This window comes from Micromonospora sp. NPDC093244 (assembly GCF_040683695.1).
Classification (GTDB): Bacteria; Actinomycetota; Actinomycetes; order Mycobacteriales; family Micromonosporaceae; genus Micromonospora.
In genome coordinates this window covers 138322-155123 of record NZ_JBFBEO010000002.1, presented here as the reverse complement: position 1 = coordinate 155123, position 16802 = coordinate 138322, and the positions used below count along the sequence as shown (strand labels likewise).

The window sequence follows — 16802 nt, the reverse complement described above, 5'->3', positions numbered from 1 at the left end:
CCCGCACCGGCGTCGTACCGATGATTTAGGGTCGCCGACGATGGCCGCACCGGAATCACTCTCGCTCGCCCAGGCCCGCCGGGTGGCGCTCGCCGCCCAGGGCTTCGCCGACCCGCCGCCGACAGGCGTGCCCACACGCCGGCACCTGCGCCGGGTCCTCGACCGGGTCGCTCTCATCCAGATGGACTCGGTGAACGTGCTGCAACGCGCGCACTACCTGCCGCTGTACAGCCGACTCGGCCCGTACCCGACGACGCTGCTCGACCAGGCCGCCTACCGTCGCCCACGGGAGCTGTTCGAATACTGGGGTCACGAGGCGTCGCTGGTCCCGGTCGGGCTGCACCCGATGCTGCGCTGGCGGATGGCGCGGGCGCACAGCGAGTCCTGGGGTGGCATGCGCCGCATCGCCCAGGAGCAGCCGGAGCTGGTCGCCTGGGTACGCGACGAGGTGGCCGCCCGGGGGCCGCTGACCGCCGCCGAGATCGAGCACGACGCGCCCCGCGAGACAGGCAACTGGGGGTGGAACTGGTCGGCGGTCAAGCGCGCGCTGGAGTTCCTGTTCTGGGCCGGCGAGGTGACCGCCGCCGAGCGCAGCACCTCCTTCGCCCGCCGCTACGACCTGCCCGAGCGGGTCCTCCCGGCGGCAGTGCTCGACGCGCCGACCCCTACCGACGCCGAGGCGTACCGGACGCTCGTTGCCCTTGCCGCGCGCTCGCTTGGGGTGGCTGCCGAGCCGGAGCTGCGCGACTACTTCCGGCTGCCGCTGGCCGGCGCCCGGCAGGCCGTCGCGGAGCTCGCCGAGGCCGGCGAGCTGGTGCCGGTCACCGTGGCGGGCTGGCGGCAGCCGGCGTGGCTGCACGCGTCCGCCCGGCTGCCCCGCTGGATCCGGGCCAACACGCTGGTCAGCCCGTTCGACCCGCTGATCTGGGAACGGGCCCGCACCGAGCGGCTCTTCGACTTCAGCTACCGGATCGAGATCTACGTTCCCGCGCCGCAGCGGGTCTACGGCTACTACGTGCTGCCCTTCCTCCAGGGCGACCGGTTCACCGCCCGGGTCGACCTGAAGGCCGACCGCAAGGCAGGGGTGCTGCTGGTCCCGGCCGCCTGGCTCGAACCGGGTGCCGACCCGGGAGAGACAGCTGTGGCGCTCGCCGCCGAGTTGTACCGGCTCGCCGGCTGGCTCGGCCTGGACGCGGTGGCGCCGCCCGCCGCAGGTGACCTGGCCGGCCCGCTGGCCGCCGCGTTGGCAGGCGTGTCAGGTGTACCGTGAGCGCGTGACGAGCGTTCCGGGACCGGTCGACCAGCCGCAGCCCGCACCGGGGGCGGTCCACACGATGCCGGTCGGTGCCGCAGACCCCGCGGCGGCCGGCCCGGCGGGTTGGCCGACGCCCCCGCCGGGTGGTTACCCGGCACCGGAGCCCGATCGGCTCACCCGCTTCGTGCTGCGGCTCTACGAGCGTTCGCCGCGCTGGGCGGTGCCGCTGGCCGCCGTCGGCTGCGTCGCTGCCGGCATGAGCTACGCGCTGCTCAGCAACCCGACGTACGCCGACCCGGACGCCGCGCCGACCTGCCTGCTCAAGCTGACCACCGGCCTGGACTGTCCGGGCTGCGGTGGCACCCGCGCGCTCTGGTACGTGCTGCACGGCGACCTGCCGGCAGCCGCCCGGCACCACTTCCTGTTCGTCTTCGCGCTGCCGTTCCTCGCGTACCTCTTCGTGGCCTGGGCGGGAAACCAGGCGTTCGGTTGGCGGATGCCCGAGCTGCGGATCAGCTCCAAGGTCATCGGCGGCTTCCTGGCCGCCTGGCTCGCCTTCTCGGTGCTGCGCAACCTGCCCTGGGCGCCGTTCACGTCGCTCTACGTCTGAGGGCCCGCCAGCTCCGCCCTGCGTGATCAGGCTCGGCCTTCCTCGGGCGGGCCATGCGGGGTCCTGCGCGTCCTGTCGAACTGCCCCACGTGTGGGGCTTGGCGGTGGTGGTTCCGGCGTGGGGCCGCCTGCTGCGGGCGTGGGGTGTGGCGGTGGTGGTTCCGGCGTGGGGCCGCCTGCTGCGGGCGTGGGGTGTGGCGGTGGTAGCCGGCGTCGTGCCGGCTGCCCCAGATGTGGGGCAGCTCGACAGGGAGCGAGGATGCGGTAGGGACCCGGCAGGGCGTCGGCGTGCCGGTCGAGATCCTGGACACCTGCGGCCCCGATGGTGCGCACAAGACGGTGATTTTGCGGTAGCTGGGCGCTTTCTGCACCGCGAGCCCGAGTTGGGCAGGGGACCGTCGGCTACTACAGTCCCAGGAATGCCGGAGATGGTGCAGCCCCAGGTCAAGTTGATCGCGTGGACCCAGTTCGCGGCCCCGGACGACGTGCCGTGGTCGACCGACGCGGAGGGTGGCCAGGCGCTCGCCGAGTTCGCCGGCCGGGCCTGCTACCAGTCGTGGAAGAAGCCGAACCCGGCGACCGCCACGAACGCGGGCTACCTTGCGCACATCCTCGAGGTCGGCCACCTGAGTGTGCTGGAGCACGGGTCGGTGACCTTCTACTTCACCGGGGTGTCCCGCTCGTTCACCCATGAGCTGATCCGGCACCGGCACTTCTCGTACTCCCAGCTCTCCCAGCGTTACGTCCCCGAGCGCGACGCGGCAATGGTCGAGCCGGCGGTCATCGCGGACGACCCGGAGCTGCACAAGAAGTTCACCGAGGCCGCCGAGGCCAGCGTGCGGGCGTACACCGAGTTGCTGGAGGGCCTCGAACAGCGGTTCTCCGACGAGCCCAACCCGACGCTGCGCCGCAAGCAGGCCCGGCAGGCGGCCCGGGCGGTGCTGCCCAACGCCACCGAAACCCGGATCGTGGTCACCGGCAACTACCGGGCGTGGCGGCACTTCGTCGCCATGCGGGCCACCGAGCACGCCGACGTGGAGATCCGTGAGCTGGCCGTGGAGTGCCTGCGTCAGCTCCAGGGCGTCGCCCCGAACGTGTTCGCCGACTTCGTGATCTCGACGCTTCCGGACGGCACCGAGGTGGCGGCCAGCCCGCACGAGGCGTCCTGAGGCCTTCCCCGGCGGGCGCCGGCTGGTCGTCCGCTAGGTTGGAGGGTATGACGCACGACCACCCTGACGCCTCGGCCCGGCCGGTGTCCCGCCCCTTCGGCCGGATACTCACGGCCATGGTGAGCCCCTTCACCCCCGACGGTTCGCTCGACCTCGACGGCGCCGCCCAGTTGGCGAGCCACCTGGTCGACGAGCAGGGCAACGACGCGCTGGTGGTCAACGGCACCACCGGCGAGTCGCCTACCACCAGCGACGCCGAGAAGGAACGCCTGATCCGGGCCGTCGTGGAGGCCGTCGGTGACCGCGCGAGGGTGGTCGCCGGTGTCGGCACCAACGACACCAGGCACACCATCGAGCTCGCTGCCGCCGCCGAGAAGGCGGGCGCGCACGGCCTGCTCGTGGTCACCCCGTACTACAGCAGGCCGCCGCAGAGCGGGTTGCTGCGACACTTCACCGCGGTGGCCGACGCCACCGGCCTGCCGGTGATGCTGTACGACATCCCGCACCGCTCCGGCGTGCCGATCGACACCGAGACGCTGGTCCGGCTCGCCGAGCACGGCCGGATCGTCGCGGTCAAGGACGCCAAGGGTGACCTGACCGCCACCAGTTGGGTGACCAGCCGGACCGACCTCGCCTTCTACAGCGGCGAGGACGCTCTCACCCTGCCGGCGCTGGCCGTCGGGTCCGCGGGCGTGGTCGGCACCTCGACGCACTTCACCGGGGCGCTGACCGCACAGATGATCGAGGCGTACGACGCGGGGGACATGCCCGCCGCGCTGGCCCTGCACCGGCGGCTGCTGCCGCTGTTCACCGGCATCTTCCGCACCCAGGGCACCATCCTGGTCAAGGCCGCCCTGGCGTCGCTGGGCCTGCCCGCCGGCCCGGTGCGACCCCCGCTCGTGGACGCCACAAACGACGAGATCGCCCAGCTGCGTGCGGACTTCGCGGCAGCGGGCCTGGAGATGCCCGAATGACCGAACGACACGATGGGCGCCGAGTGACGGCGTCGCAGAATGAGGTGGACGAGTGACCGAGGCGCACATCGAGGCGGAACTACCCCCGCCGCTGCCGGAAGGTGGCCTGCGGATCATCCCGCTCGGCGGGCTCGGTGCCATCGGTCGGAACATGACCGTCTTCGAGTACGACGGCAAGTTGCTGATCGTGGACTGCGGGGTGCTCTTCCCCGACGTCGAGCAGCCGGGCGTGGACCTGATCCTGCCCGACTTCGGCCCGATCCTGGACCGGCTGGCCGACGTCCAGGCGATCGTGCTGACCCACGGCCACGAGGACCACATCGGCGCGGTGCCGTACCTGCTCGCCCACAAGCCTGACATCCCCCTGGTCGGCTCGCAGTTCACCCTTGCCCTGGTCGAGGCGAAGCTCGCCGAGCGGCGCATCCAGCCGTACACGCTCACCGTCCGGGAGGGCGGCCGGGAGCGGCTCGGCCCGTTCGAGTGCGAGTTCTTCGCGGTCAACCACTCCATCCCGGACGCGCTCGCCGTGGCCATCCGCACCCCGGCCGGCCTGGTGCTGCACACGGGCGACTTCAAGATGGACCAGCTCCCGCTGGACGGCCGGATCACCGACCTGGCCGGCTTCGCCCGGCTCGGCGCCGAGGGCGTCGACCTGCTGCTGTCCGACTCCACCAACGCGGAGATCCCCGGCTTCGTCACCCCGGAGCGGGAGATCGGGCCGGTGCTCGACTCGATCTTCGCGAAGGCCAAGGGCCGGATCATCGTGGCGTCGTTCGCCTCGCACGTGCACCGCGTGCAGCAGGTCTTCGACTCCGCCGCCGAGCACGGCCGCAAGGTCGCGCTGATCGGCCGGTCCATGGTCCGCAACATGGGCATCGCCCGGGATCTCGGCCTGCTCAACATCCCGGCCGGCCTGGTCATCGGGATCGAGGAGGCGACCACGCTGCCTCCCGAGCAGATCGTGCTGATGTCCACCGGGTCGCAGGGTGAGCCGATGAGCGCATTGGGCCGGATGGCCAGCGGCGACCACAGGCACATCACCATCGCCCCCGGCGACACGGTGGTGCTGGCGTCCTCGCTGGTCCCCGGCAACGAGACCTCGGTCTACCGGGTGATCAACAGGCTGGCCCGGGCGGGCGCGGTCGTGGTGCACAAGGACGTGGCGAAGGTGCACGTCTCCGGGCACGCCCCCGCCGGCGAACTGCTCTACCTGCTCAACGTGGTCCGCCCCAGCAACCTGATGCCGGTGCACGGCGAGTGGCGTCACCTCCGCGCCCACGCCCGGCTCGGCATCGAGTCCGGGGTGGCCGCCGACCGGGTGGTCATCTGCGAGGACGGCGACGTGGTCGACCTGGTCGAGGGCCGGGCCAGCCTCGTCGGGCACGTGAAGAGCCGGTACGTCTACGTCGACGGCCTCGCCGTCGGCGACGTCAGCGAGTCGCTGCTCACCGAACGGCGGATCCTCGGCGACGGCGGTTTCATCGCCACCACCGTGGTCGTCGACTCGGTCACCGGCAAGGTGGTCGCCGGCCCGACGCTGTCGGCGAAGGGCTTCTCCGAGGACCCGGAGGCGTTCAACCCGGTGATCCCGCTGGTCACCGAGGCGCTGAACCGGGCGGCGGCGGACGGCATCACCGACCCGCACCAGCTCCAGCAGATCGTCAGGCGGACCGTGGGGCGGTGGGTCAACGACGCGTACCGTCGTCGTCCGATGATCGTGCCCACCGTCGTCGAGGTCTGAGCACGTCGCACTGACCGCCGGTCCGTCCGAGAGGGCGGACCGGCGTTCAGGGCAGCGCGGCGACCGCCTCGGCGTACGCGACCCCTGTGGCGATGGCGGCGTCCACGAGCACCGTGAGCTGCTCCGGGGCAACCCCGTGCGCCAGGTCGGTGGCCACGTCGCCGGCCAGCACCAGTTCCTCGCCGAGGTCGTGCGCGTACGCCTTGGGCAGCAGCCGGTCGTGGTTCCAGGCGTTGCAGAAGGCGTACGCCTCGGCGCGGCGGCTCGCCGGCAGCCGGCGGGCGGCCATGGCGCGGGCGTGCAGCACCTCACCGCGTTCGCCGGCCCGACGGAACTGGATCACCACGGCGCCCCACCGGCCGACCACAGTGGCGCCCTCGTCCACGGCGTACCGGTCCCCGCGCCGGTCCAGCGCGGCGGTGATCATGTCGATGGTCAGGGTCGCCAACTCGCGTCCGTCATCGGCTTCGTCGCCGTCGCCGGAGTCGGGCTGGGCGTCGTCGGCCGGCAGGGGCACCGGCGCCGCCACGGGGCGTTCGGCCAGCCAGGCGGCCATCCGGCCGGAGTGGTGACCGGTGCCGTTGCGGGCGTCGAAGCTGCCGGCCAGCTCGTTGGCGATCGCGAGAAGCAGGGCGCCCAGGGTGGCGACGTCCAGGTCGGTGGCCGGTCGCCCCCCGTACGCCGGGCGGGGCACCGTGCGCACGCCGAGGCCTGCCTCGACGCCCAGCGCGCAGACCAGCGCTCCGGCGGCGGCGAACTCCATCGCGGCGAGGTCGTCGGTGGGTCGGTCCAGTCGGGGCAGCTGCTCGGCCAGGATGGCGAGCCCGCGTTCCAGGTGCCCGCCCAGGGCGCAGAACCGCAGGTGCGCGGCGAGGTACGGGAACGCCGCGCGTTCACGCCGGTGCCGCCGGTACGCCCGCACGTGCGCCACGGCGGCCCGTTCCGGCTCGCCGACGCGCAGCTCGGGCAGCAGCCCGGCCACGAGCGCCCGCTCGGGCTGGTCCGTGCAGTCCACCGCGTCGCCTGTCGGTTCGGCCAGCTCGGTCAGTGCGGCCCGCCACTCTCCCCAGCCGGCGAGCAGCTCCGCGCGGCGGGCCGGTGCGCAGCCGGGGCAACCACCGGACGGCCCGCCGACCGTGCCGGCCCACCGCTGGTACCAGTGCCGGGCGGTGGGCTCGTCGCCGAGGTGGTCGGCGATCCGGCAGCGCAGCTCGGCGACGGTAGGCGCGTCGGGACCGTCCGCCCCGACCCGGTGGGCGAGATCGTCCAGGAGGGACCGGGTCTGGTCCAGTCCCACCCGGGGGGTGCCGAGCAGCGCCTCCACGGCGTAGCGCTGAAGGCGTAGCAGCAGCGGGACCTCGTCGTCGGTGAGCAACTCGGGCCGGTAGTCGGCGGCGGCCCGGCACCGGCGCACCGGCTCGACCAGCCGCCACCGTTCGCCGTGCAGCAGGTACGCCTCGACGAGCGCGAACCGGGCGTCCAGTGCGGACCTGAGGTCTCCCGCCGCGTCAGCCCGCTCGGCGAGCCGTTCGAGGGCGAGCAGCCGGTCCGGTCCGTCGGGCAGGTCGCGTGCGTCGGCGAGCGCGCTCACCAGCGCCGGATCGCGATGTACGGTCACGCCGGCACCGCGCCGGGCAGCCGGGCGACGGCCACGGCGAGTTGACAGCCGGCCGAGATGCCACAGTCGAGCAGCTGGTCCAGCTGGTGCGGGGTCACCCCCCGCTCCAGGTCGGTGATCACCTCGCCGTAGACCCGCGCCCGGCCGCCGTCGTCGACGTGCACGAACGCCTTGGGCCAGAGCCGGTCGTGGTTCCACGAGTTGCAGAAGGCGTACAGCTCCGGCACCCGTTCGATCCCGAAGGTGGGCGTGACCATCGTGCGGACCTGGAGCAGTTCGCCGGCCGCACCGACGCGCAGGAACCAGATCAGGTTGTCGTCGAAGCGGCCCACCAGGTCCCCGTTCACCGCCCGCCCGACCGCTCGGCCCCGCGCGGCGAGCACCGCGGCGACCAGTTCGCCGGTCAGTGGGCGCAACACGTCGGGGTGCCCGGCAAGCGGATCGTCCGGACCGTCCTCGAATCCCGGCGACGCCATGGGGCATCCCTTCTGAGGCGGATATCACGACCGGCGGCGCGGTCCGTGGTGCGACGCGCGGACACGACCCGGAAAAGCGGCGTTCTGCCGGGTCCCGCCGTTACCGTGACTCTATGGCGGGCCGTACCTCTCAGGCGAGCCGGCGGCGCGGCGCGTCGCCGCGCGGTGGCACCAACAACCGTGCCCGCCAACCGGCGAAGAAGACCAGGGCGCCGGTACGCCGGCGAACCACTGCCGCGCGGCCGGGTCCGGCGGTGTACGTCGGCCGCGCCGTCGGTGCACTGTGGATGGGTCTGGCGCACGGGATGGGCTGGGCGGTGCGCGCCGCCGGTCGGCAGGCGGCCTCGGCCCGCGACCTCGACCCGGAGCACCGCCGCGACGGGGCGGGGCTGCTCCTGTTCGGGTTGGCCCTGCTCAGCGCCGTGGCGCTCTGGTTGTCAGGCGCCGGTCCGGTGGGCGCGCGCCTGGCCGACACGATCCGGCTGTTCCTGGGCGCGATCTCCGTGGTCGTACCTGTGCTGTTGATGATCGGGGCGTGGCGGCTGATGCGTCAGCCGGCGGACCCGGCGCACCGGGGCCGCGGGTTGATCGGCTGGGGTTCGCTGCTGGTGGCGACAGCCGCGCTGCTCCAGATCGGTCAGGACCCGACGGACACCGTGCAGCGTGACTACGCCGGCGGCCTGGTCGGCGCGGGTGTCGGCGGGCTGCTGGAGCGGGCTGTCACCGCGTGGGTCGCCGTCCCGCTGCTGGTCCTGCTGCTCCTCTTCGGCCTGCTCGTGGTCACCGCGACACCAATCAACAAGATTCCCGAGCGGCTGGGTCTGCTCGCCGGTCAGCTGGTGGCGCCGCCGGAGGCCACCGAGGAGTCGGAGGAGCCGGCGGCCCGGCCGGCGCGCAAGCGACCGGCCAAGCGGATGCCGCCACCGCTTGACCCGGACGACTTCGAGGATCTGGAGGGTGCCGACCTCCAGGAGACCATGGTCCTGCCGCGCAAGGCGCCGTCGAAGGTGCCGGCCAGCCGCAAGCCGGTCGAGCCGCCGGAGCACTCGCCCGCGCCGACGCGGGCCGAGCAGTTGGCGCTGACCGGTCTCGCCGGTGACTACACGCTGCCGCCGGCGAACATGCTCAGCAGCGGCGCCGCGCCCAAGACCCGCAGCAAGGCCAACGACGAGGTGATCGCCGCGCTCACCGGCGTGTTCGACCAGTTCGACGTGGACGCGGCGGTCACCGGCTTCACCCGCGGCCCCACGGTCACCCGGTACGAGGTGGAGCTGGGGCACGGCGTGAAGGTCGAACGGATCACGCAGCTGTCCCGCAACATCGCGTACGCCGTGAAGTCGCCGGACGTGCGGATCCTCAGCCCGATCCCGGGCAAGAGCGCGGTCGGCGTGGAGATCCCCAACACCGACCCGGAGAACGTGGCGCTGGGCGACGTGCTGCGCTCGCGGGCGGCGACCAGCGACCACCATCCGATGGTGGTGGCGCTCGGCAAGGACATCGAGGGCGGCTACGTGGTGGCCAACCTCGCCAAGATGCCGCACATCCTGATCGCCGGCGCGACGGGTGCCGGCAAGTCGTCCTGCCTCAACACGCTGCTGGTGTCCATCCTGACCCGGGCCACCCCGGACGAGGTGCGGTTGCTGCTGATCGACCCGAAGCGGGTCGAGATGACCGGCTACGAGGGCATCCCGCACCTGGTCACGCCGATCGTGACGAACGCCAAGAAGGCGGCGGACTCGCTGGACTGGGTGGTCCGCGAGATGGACATGCGCTACGACGACCTCGCCGCGAACGGCGTGCGGCACATCGACGACTTCAACCGCAAGGTGCGCAACGGCGAGATCAAGGCCCCGCCGGGCAGCGAACGGGAGATGCGCCCGTACCCGTACCTGCTGGTGATCGTGGACGAGCTGGCGGACCTGATGATGGTCGCGCCGCGCGACGTGGAGGACTCGGTCGTCCGGATCACGCAGCTGGCCCGGGCGGCGGGCATCCACCTGGTGCTGGCCACCCAGCGTCCCTCGGTCGACGTGGTGACGGGTCTGATCAAGGCGAACGTGCCGTCGCGGTTGGCGTTCGCGACCTCGTCCCTCGCCGACTCGCGGGTCATCCTGGACCAGCCGGGCGCGGAGAAGCTTCTCGGCCGGGGTGACGGGCTCTTCCTGCCGATGGGCGCGTCGAAGCCGGTGCGGATCCAGGGCGCCTGGGTCACCGAGCGGGAAATCGCCGACGTGGTGAAGTTCTGCAAGGACCAGCGCGAGCCGGAGTTCCGCCCGGACGTGCTGGCTCCCGCGCAGGAGAGCAAGAAGAAGATCGACGAGGACATCGGCGACGACCTGGATCTGCTGGTGCAGGCGGTGGAGCTGGTGGTCACCTCGCAGTTCGGCTCGACCTCGATGCTCCAGCGCAAGCTGCGTGTCGGTTTCGCGAAGGCGGGTCGTCTGATGGACCTGATGGAGACCCGGGGCGTGGTGGGGCCGTCGGAGGGGTCGAAGGCGCGCGACGTGCTGATCAAGCCGGACGAGCTGGAGGACGTCCTGAGCGGCCTGCGCGGCGACGTGGACTGACGTCGTCCGACCTCCGGACACGCGACGGGCCCGCCGGTAACCGGCGGGCCCGTGTCGGAGTGCGGTCAGTTGTTGATCAGAGCGCCGATGATCACCAGGCTGATGATCGCGGCGAGGACGCTGGCCGCGGCGGCGTACCAGCCCAGGGGCTTGTCGCCGAGCACCGCGCCGACGATGCCCGCGATGACGCCGAGCACGCCGAAGATGATCGGGTTGAGCAGCAGGGCGAGGACCGCGAAGACGAAGCCCACGATGGTGAGGATCCGGGCGGCGTTGCTGCGCGGGCGGGCGGTGCTGGACATGTTGGCCATGTCGTCCTCCGTTTGAGAGCCTGTCGTGACGAATCGATCAATACCCACTGTGGGGACCTGTCACGCGTGCCTCTTCAGTGGAAGACCTTCAGGCCGACCACGCCCGCCACCACGAGCAGCAGGCACAGGATCCGGGGCAGACTCGCCGACTCGCCGAGTGCCAGCATCCCGACCAGGGCGGTGCCGACCGCGCCGATGCCGACCCAGACCGCGTACCCGGTGCCGACCGGGATCTCCCGCAACGCGTACGCCAGACCGGCCATGCTCAGCACCAGGGTCACCACGAACACCACTGTCGGTACCAGTCGGCTGAGGCCGGCGCTGCGGTCCAGGGCGGTCGCCCACGCCGTCTCCAGCAGTCCGGAGATCACCAGTACGAGCCAGGCCATGTCCACCTCACGGGTCGGCGCCCGGGCTGCCCACCGGGACGAGTCGGCACATCACGCGGGGCGTCTTGGCCTGACCGGGTACGCCCACCACTCGTCCGGGGCGGCCGCGAGTGTCCGGGGCCACCGGAGCCGACGCTAGCACCGGCCCGGCGTCGGGTGCGGTGACTCCCGACACCTCGCGTTGACCTCTACCTCGCTTCAACTTGCACTATGGCAATCATGACCCTGCTCTACGCCGACTCCGAGGTCGCCGCCGCGCTGGACGCCACCACCACCGTCGACGCCATGCGGGACGCCCTGCTGGCCGCGTACGACGGCCGGCTGGTCGCCCCGCCCCGGGCCGCCGCCCCGCTGGCCGGTGGGCGGATGGTGCTCACGGCCGGGCACCTGGTCGACGAGTGGTACGGCTTCCGCTCGTACGACACCTTCGGGCACCCGCAGGCCGAGCAGCTGGTCGTCCTGCACGACGCCGGCACCGGGACGATCCGGGCGGTCGCCGTGGGCGAGGAGCTGGGCTCCCGGCGTACCGGAGGGTTGGGCGGTGTCGCAGTCGACGCGCTGGCCCGGCCCGACGCGGCGACCCTCGCGGTGATCGGCTCGGGGCGGCAGGCGTGGAGCCAGGTGTGGGCCGCCGCCGCGGTCCGACCCCTGCGCGACGTCGTGGTGTACAGCCGCTCCGCCGCCCGGCGGGACGCCTTCGCCGCCCGCGTCCGCGCCGAGCTGGGCGTGCCGTCCCGCCCGGCGACCGACCCGGGCGCCGCCGTGACCGGCCGGGACATCGTGGTGCTCGCCACCACCAGCCCGACCCCGGTGCTCCACGCCGTCGACCTGAGCCCCGGCACGCACGTCAACGCGGTCGGCTTCAAACAGCGTGATCGCAGCGAGTTCGGCACCGACCTGCTGGACGCCGCCGACCTGCTGGTCACCGACTCGCCCGCACAGGCGGCGGACTACCGGCCGCCGATGCTCGCGGCCACACCCCCGTACGCCGGGCGGTTGCGGGATCTGGGCGGCATCCTGGCCGGCGCGGTCCCCGGCCGGACCACCGCGGACCAGATCTCCGTCTTCTGCTCCACAGGCCTGTCCGGCACCGAGGTCTTCCTGCTCGACCGGCTGACGCGGGTGGCCGCCCCGACGCGGTGACCGTCAGCCCGGAGGTGCTGGTACGCGTGCGTGGGTGTCCCAGGCCGGCCCGGTACCCTCGGATGGTGTCTGCCACCTCCCCTGATGCCAACGCCGAGGGCCGCCGTGTCGCCCTGCTGACCCTGGGCTGTGCCCGCAACGAGGTCGACTCGGAGGAGCTGGCCGCCCGGCTGCACGCCGACGGCTGGCAGGTGACCACCGACGGCGAGGGCGCCGACGTGGTGGTCGTCAACACCTGCGGCTTCGTGGAGAAGGCCAAGCAGGACTCCATCCAGACCCTGCTCGCCGCCGCCGGGACCGGCGCCAAGGTGGTCGCCGCGGGCTGCATGGCCGAGCGGTACGGCCGGGAGCTGGCCGACAGCCTGCCCGAGGCGCAGGCCGTGCTGAGCTTCGACGACTACCCGGACATCGCCGCCCGCCTGAACGCGGTGGTCGCCGGCGAGCAGGTCACCGCGCACACCCCCCGGGACCGTCGTGAGCTGCTGCCGCTGACCCCGGTGCAGCGGCGCGACACCGCCGTCTCGCTGCCCGGGCACGGCACCGTGACGCGTACCACAGTCGACACCGACGAGCACACCCCTGCGCACCTGCGGCAGGTGCTGCGCCACCGACTGGACACCGGCCCGGTCGCCTCGCTGAAGCTGGCCAGCGGGTGTGACCGCCGCTGCGCGTTCTGCGCGATCCCCGCCTTCCGTGGGGCGTTCGTGTCGCGTACGCCCGACGAGCTGCTCGCCGAGGCGGAGTGGCTGGCCAAGACCGGCGTACGGGAGCTGGTGCTGGTCAGCGAGAACTCCACCTCGTACGGCAAGGACCTGGGTGACCCCCGGGCGTTGGAGAAGCTGCTGCCGCAGCTCGCCGCGGTGTCCGGCATCGTCCGGGTGCGGGTGAGTTACCTCCAGCCGGCCGAGACCCGACCGGGCCTGGTCGCGGCGATCGCCGGTACGCCGGGCGTGGCACCGTACTTCGACCTGTCGTTCCAGCACTCCAGTGAGCCGGTGCTGCGCCGGATGCGCCGTTTCGGCTCCACCGACCGGTTCCTGGAGCTGCTGGCCAGCGCCCGCGAGTTGGCACCGGAGGCGGGCGCGCGGAGCAACTTCATCGTGGGCTTCCCAGGCGAGACCCGTGGCGACGTCGACGAGCTGGTCCGGTTCCTCACCGAGGCCCGGCTCGACGCGATAGGCATGTTCGACTACAGCGACGAGGACGGCACCGAGGCCGCCGGGCTGCCCGGCAAGGTCTCCGCCGCGACGATCAAGCGACGGTACGACAGGCTCAGCGCGCTCGCCGACGAGCTGTGCTCGCAGCGGGCCGAGGACCGTCTCGGTTCGACAGTCGAGGTGCTCGTCGACTCGATCGACGACGGTGTGGTGGAGGGCCGGGCGGCGCACCAGGCGCCGGAGGTGGACGGCTCGACGACCCTTGTCGCTCCGGCCGAGGGTGGGGTCGACCTGGCCGCCCTGCGCCCGGGTGACCTGGTCCGCGCGACGGTGACCGGCACCGAAGGGGTGGACCTGCTCGCCGTGCCGGATGAGATGATCTCGGCGGCGCCCGGCGCGGCACGGTGACGGCGGGTCCGAGCGGAGCGGGGGAGCCAGGTGGTGCGGTGCCGGGAACGCCACGGCGGCCCGAGCGGAGTGCGGCGGTGACGGGGGCGGCCGGATCGACGCCGGGCCGGGTGGTGGCCGTGGTGCCCGTCCTCAACGCGGCGAACGCGCTCACCGCCCTGCGGCTGGTCCTGGTTCCGGTCTTCGCCGCCTCGGTGATCGCGTCCGGGATGACCCATTCCGGCTGGCGGATGGCGGCCTGCCTGATCTTCGCGGTGGCCTCGGCGACGGACCTGGTGGACGGCTGGATCGCCCGCCGGTTCGCCCTGGTCACCTCGGTCGGCAAGGTGGCCGACCCGATCGCCGACAAGGCGCTCACCGGCGCGGCCCTGGTGCTGCTCTCCTGGTACGACCGGCTGCCCTGGTGGGTGACGGCGCTGATCCTCGTCCGCGAGCTGGGCATCACCGGGCTGCGGTTCTGGGTGATCAGGCACGGCGTGATCGCCGCCAGCCGCGGCGGCAAGGTCAAGACGGCGCTCCAGATCCTCGCCATCGCCTGGTACCTCTGGCCGATGCCGGCGGCCCTCGCCGCCGTCGGCCCGTGGATCATGGCCGCCGCCGTGCTGGTGACGGTCGTGACGGGCTTCGACTACATCGTCCAGGCCGTCCGCCTGCGCCGTCCCCGCTGACCCGTCCACGGCGGGTCGGCCGCCCGGCTCATGATCGGCGCCGTCGGAGCGGGAGGGTTGGGTGGCGACGAGTGGGGAAGGAGGGTTCGATGCAGAAGGATCAGGGCTCTGAGCCGTCGGTGGGCAGTCCGGCGGCCGGAGCCGTGCACAGCCTCTCGCAGCGGCACGAGACGCTGGCCACCGTCGAATCGCTCACCGGCGGGTTGCTGGCCGCGTCGATCGTGGAGATCGCCGGGGTCAGCGGGATCTACCGGGGCGGGCTCGTCGTCTACGCCACCGAGCTGAAGGCCACGCTGGCCGGCGTGCCGACCGGACTGCTCGACGAGCGCGGGCCGGTGGACCCGGAGGTCGCGGCGGCGCTCGCCGAGGGCGGCCGGCAGCGCTGCGGCGCCGACTGGGGAATCGCCACCACAGGTGTGGCCGGTCCGGAACCGCAGGACGGCAAGCCCGTCGGCCTGGTCTACGTCGCGGTGGCCGGCCCGAACGGGAGCGAGGTCCGCGAACTCGATCTGGACGGCGGGCGGGACCACATCAGGTCGGCGGCGGTGACCGAGGCGTTGCGGCTGCTCACCGAGCGGATCCACGCCGACGACGCGACCCGTGACTCGGCCGGCGCCGGCCACCGGTGAGCCGTCGCGGGTCATCCGACGGGCGGGGCGGGATGTCGCGCGGGCCCGCAGCGGGTACGGTTGCGGGAAGGCTCCGGCGCTCGGAGCCGGCGCGGTCCGCCGCGGCCGGCTGCCCGACGCCGAGCGAGAAGTATCCCTCAGGGGGAGGTGCGATGGTCCTGCTACGCCGGGTAATCGGTGACGCACTGCGGGCGCGCCGGCAGGGGCAGCACCGCACCCTGCGCGAGGTGTCCACCGCGGCGAACGTCAGCCTCGGCTACCTCTCCGAGATCGAGCGCGGGCACAAGGAGCCGTCCAGCGAGTTGCTGGCCGCGATCTGTGACGCCCTCGGAGCCCGCCTGTCCGAGTTGCTGCGCGAGGTGAGCGACACGGTGGCGCTCGCCGAGCAGATGCCCGGGGTGCTCGTCGATATGCAGGACGAGCCGGCCGAGGCCGCGCCCGTCGGCGCGGCGACAGCCGTCCGCAAGAGCACCAACCGCGGCGTGCGCCAGGTCACCTCCGACGGCAAGGTCGCCGTCTCGGTCCGCCACGAGTCGCCGCTCAAGGCGACCCTGCGCAGCACCCGGGTCCGCCCCACCGAGCGCGACCGGGACGTGGTCTGCGCCGCCTGAGCCGTCCTCCCTGCTGACAATGGGCGAGGCGGCCCCAGCCGCGTAGGGTTGCCCACAGGAGCTGCCGGTGCCGTCGACCGCCCGGTACGGATGCCGTACTGGCGTTCGGCTGGGACGATGGAGACCGGCCGGGGTCGTGGTCGGCCGGCTCGTCCGGTCCGACCGCGGGTGGAGTGACGCGACTGAGGGGATACCGCGGAGATGGCGAACCCGTTCGTCAAGGGTTGGAACTATCTGATGGCGCTCTTCGGTGCCAAGATCGACGAGCACGCCGATCCGAAGGTGCAGATTCAGCAGGCCATCGAGGATGCCCAGCGGCAGCACCAGGCGCTGGTCCAGCAGGCCGCCGCGGTCATCGGCAACCAGCGCCAGCTGGAGATGAAGCTATCCCGCCAGATGTCCGAGGTCGAGCGGTTGCAGGGCAACGCCCGCCAGGCGCTCGTGCTCGCCGACCAGGCCCGGGCCAAGGGTGACGAGGCCGAGGCCGGGCGGTTCGAGCAGTCCGCGCAGACCCTCGCCACCCAGCTGGTCTCGGCGGAGCAGGCCACCGAGGACCTCAAGACCCTGCACGACCAGGCGTTGGGCGCCGCCGCGCAGGCCCGCCGGGCCGTCGAGAACAACTCCATGATCCTCCAGCAGAAGCTCGCCGAGCGCACCAAGCTGCTCAGCCAGCTGGAGCAGGCCAAGATGCAGGAGACGGTGGCCCGCTCGCTGGAGTCGATGTCGTCGCTCACCGCTCCCGCCAACACCCCGTCGCTGGACGAGGTGCGGGACCGCATCGAACGGCGGTACGCCAACGCGATGGGGCGCGCGGAACTGGCAGGTAACTCGGTCGAGGGCCGCATGCTGGAGATCCAGAAGGCGACCATCGACTCGGCCGGCTCGGCCCGGCTGGAGCAGATCCGGTCCAGCATGGCAGGGGAGCAGCTCGGCGGCGCCGGGCAGCGAGAGGCAGTGCCGCAGGCCGAGAAGGCGGCCGACCCCGCCGCCGCGGCCCGGTTGGACGAGCTGCGCGCCAGCATGGCCCGCGAGCGCGGCACCGGCGACCCCACAGCCGCCAGCTGAACGTCTCATCC

At 72.7% G+C, this 16802-nt stretch carries 16 protein-coding genes and 1 riboswitch; of the genes, 12 read left to right on the top strand and 4 right to left on the bottom strand.

What is annotated here, in order from left to right:
• Positions 1-40: 40 nt before the first annotated feature.
• The 5 genes from AB0N27_RS10710 to AB0N27_RS10690 all read left to right on the top strand — a co-directional run bounded on the left by AB0N27_RS10710 (position 41) and on the right by AB0N27_RS10690 (position 5749).
• Complete coding sequence (locus AB0N27_RS10710) at positions 41-1270, top strand: crosslink repair DNA glycosylase YcaQ family protein (RefSeq protein ID WP_364366612.1); 1230 nt, start codon at positions 41-43, stop codon at positions 1268-1270.
• A complete protein-coding gene (locus AB0N27_RS10705) occupies positions 1260-1865 on the top strand; it encodes a DUF2752 domain-containing protein (protein ID WP_364366610.1) in 606 nt (201 codons plus the stop codon). Before AB0N27_RS10710 ends, AB0N27_RS10705 begins: the two co-directional genes overlap by 11 nt.
• Before the next feature lie 428 nt (positions 1866-2293).
• Entirely contained in the window at positions 2294-3034 is a 741-nt protein-coding gene (thyX, locus tag AB0N27_RS10700; RefSeq protein WP_145785820.1) for an FAD-dependent thymidylate synthase, read from the top strand.
• Between the two features lie 47 nt (positions 3035-3081).
• On the top strand, positions 3082-4008 hold the full coding sequence (gene dapA, locus AB0N27_RS10695) for a 4-hydroxy-tetrahydrodipicolinate synthase (RefSeq protein WP_364366608.1): 927 nt from the start codon (positions 3082-3084) through the stop codon (positions 4006-4008).
• A gap of 52 nt (positions 4009-4060) precedes the next feature.
• Positions 4061-5749 carry a ribonuclease J gene (locus AB0N27_RS10690; RefSeq protein ID WP_139584782.1) on the top strand — a complete coding sequence of 563 codons (1689 nt, stop codon included), beginning with the start codon at positions 4061-4063 and terminating at the stop codon, positions 5747-5749.
• Between the two features lie 46 nt (positions 5750-5795).
• On the opposite strand, the gene AB0N27_RS10685 is transcribed toward AB0N27_RS10690, so the two are convergent.
• Positions 5796-7367 carry a YbjN domain-containing protein gene (locus tag AB0N27_RS10685; RefSeq protein WP_364366604.1) on the bottom strand — a complete coding sequence of 524 codons (1572 nt, stop codon included), beginning with the start codon at positions 7365-7367 and terminating at the stop codon, positions 5796-5798.
• A complete protein-coding gene (locus AB0N27_RS10680) occupies positions 7364-7843 on the bottom strand; it encodes a YbjN domain-containing protein (protein ID WP_139584784.1) in 480 nt (159 codons plus the stop codon). The genes AB0N27_RS10685 and AB0N27_RS10680 overlap by 4 nt, the downstream gene beginning before the upstream one ends.
• A 113-nt stretch (positions 7844-7956) precedes the next feature.
• Here AB0N27_RS10680 and AB0N27_RS10675 point away from each other — a divergent pair, with 113 nt between their 5' ends.
• Entirely contained in the window at positions 7957-10410 is a 2454-nt protein-coding gene (locus AB0N27_RS10675; protein ID WP_364366600.1) for a DNA translocase FtsK, read from the top strand.
• 65 nt (positions 10411-10475) lie between these two features.
• Here AB0N27_RS10675 and AB0N27_RS10670 read toward each other — a convergent pair whose 3' ends face one another.
• Together AB0N27_RS10670 and AB0N27_RS10665 are read right to left on the bottom strand one after the other, a co-directional pair.
• Positions 10476-10721, bottom strand: coding sequence for a hypothetical protein (locus tag AB0N27_RS10670; protein ID WP_354823461.1), 246 nt, complete (start codon positions 10719-10721; stop codon positions 10476-10478).
• A 74-nt stretch (positions 10722-10795) separates the two neighbouring features.
• Positions 10796-11110 carry an SMR family transporter gene (locus AB0N27_RS10665; RefSeq protein ID WP_139584787.1) on the bottom strand — a complete coding sequence of 105 codons (315 nt, stop codon included), beginning with the start codon at positions 11108-11110 and terminating at the stop codon, positions 10796-10798.
• A 54-nt stretch (positions 11111-11164) separates the two neighbouring features.
• Positions 11165-11223: riboswitch (guanidine-III (ykkC-III) riboswitch) on the bottom strand.
• Positions 11224-11329: 106 nt separating this feature from the next.
• On the opposite strand from AB0N27_RS10665, the gene AB0N27_RS10660 reads away from it, so the two are divergent.
• The 6 genes from AB0N27_RS10660 (at position 11330) to AB0N27_RS10635 (ending at position 16791) form a co-directional block, all read left to right on the top strand.
• Positions 11330-12253 (top strand): ornithine cyclodeaminase family protein, encoded by a 924-nt coding sequence (locus AB0N27_RS10660; protein WP_364370611.1) that lies wholly within the window; start codon positions 11330-11332, stop codon positions 12251-12253.
• A gap of 62 nt (positions 12254-12315) precedes the next feature.
• Entirely contained in the window at positions 12316-13818 is a 1503-nt protein-coding gene (gene rimO / locus AB0N27_RS10655) for a 30S ribosomal protein S12 methylthiotransferase RimO (protein ID WP_364366596.1), read from the top strand.
• A gap of 77 nt (positions 13819-13895) precedes the next feature.
• Positions 13896-14486, top strand: coding sequence for a CDP-diacylglycerol--glycerol-3-phosphate 3-phosphatidyltransferase (gene pgsA, locus AB0N27_RS10650; protein ID WP_364366593.1), 591 nt, complete (start codon positions 13896-13898; stop codon positions 14484-14486).
• Positions 14487-14575: 89 nt separating this feature from the next.
• The gene (locus AB0N27_RS10645; RefSeq protein ID WP_364366591.1) at positions 14576-15115 is read left to right on the top strand and encodes a CinA family protein; all 540 of its coding nucleotides are present in this window, start codon (positions 14576-14578) and stop codon (positions 15113-15115) included.
• Between the two features lie 152 nt (positions 15116-15267).
• Complete coding sequence (locus AB0N27_RS10640; RefSeq protein ID WP_354823473.1) at positions 15268-15726, top strand: helix-turn-helix transcriptional regulator; 459 nt, start codon at positions 15268-15270, stop codon at positions 15724-15726.
• A 201-nt stretch (positions 15727-15927) separates the two neighbouring features.
• Positions 15928-16791: a PspA/IM30 family protein gene (locus AB0N27_RS10635; RefSeq protein WP_364366587.1), complete on the top strand. Its 864-nt coding sequence runs from the start codon at positions 15928-15930 to the stop codon at positions 16789-16791.
• Positions 16792-16802: the final 11 nt, after the last annotated feature.